Annotated in this window: 1 protein-coding gene; it reads left to right on the top strand. The window is 60.0% G+C overall.

Features of this window, described 5'->3' with window-relative positions:
* Positions 1 to 275: hypothetical protein (locus Q5Y71_RS17755; protein WP_371877099.1), on the top strand; the 275-nt coding region annotated here is incomplete at both ends.

The raw sequence follows: 275 nt of genomic DNA, 5'->3' as shown, positions 1-275 counted from the left end.
GGCTGTGTACCCAACACTGGGCGTGGGCGATGTTGGCATTCTCTTCGGCAAAGCGTGCATAGGCGGCGTAGCCGTCGCTCAGCAGGGTTACGAAGCCCAGCATTGCCAGGGAGAGACACTGGGCGTATTGCACGAAGAGGAGGCGCTTATCTGGGAAACCGTCGAGCGGGTGGAGTGTGCCGGCCTGCGCACCGTGTACAAGATCAGTGTGAGCAATATCAGCTACGCCGCCGGTGTGGATTCCCGGTACCGGATTATTACGCACAACGGAGTGC

The sequence above is a fragment of the Microbulbifer sp. 2205BS26-8 genome, from assembly GCF_030731025.1.
Classification (GTDB): Bacteria; Pseudomonadota; Gammaproteobacteria; order Pseudomonadales; family Cellvibrionaceae; genus Microbulbifer; species Microbulbifer spongiae.
This window is presented reverse-complemented; position numbering and strand designations above follow the sequence as displayed.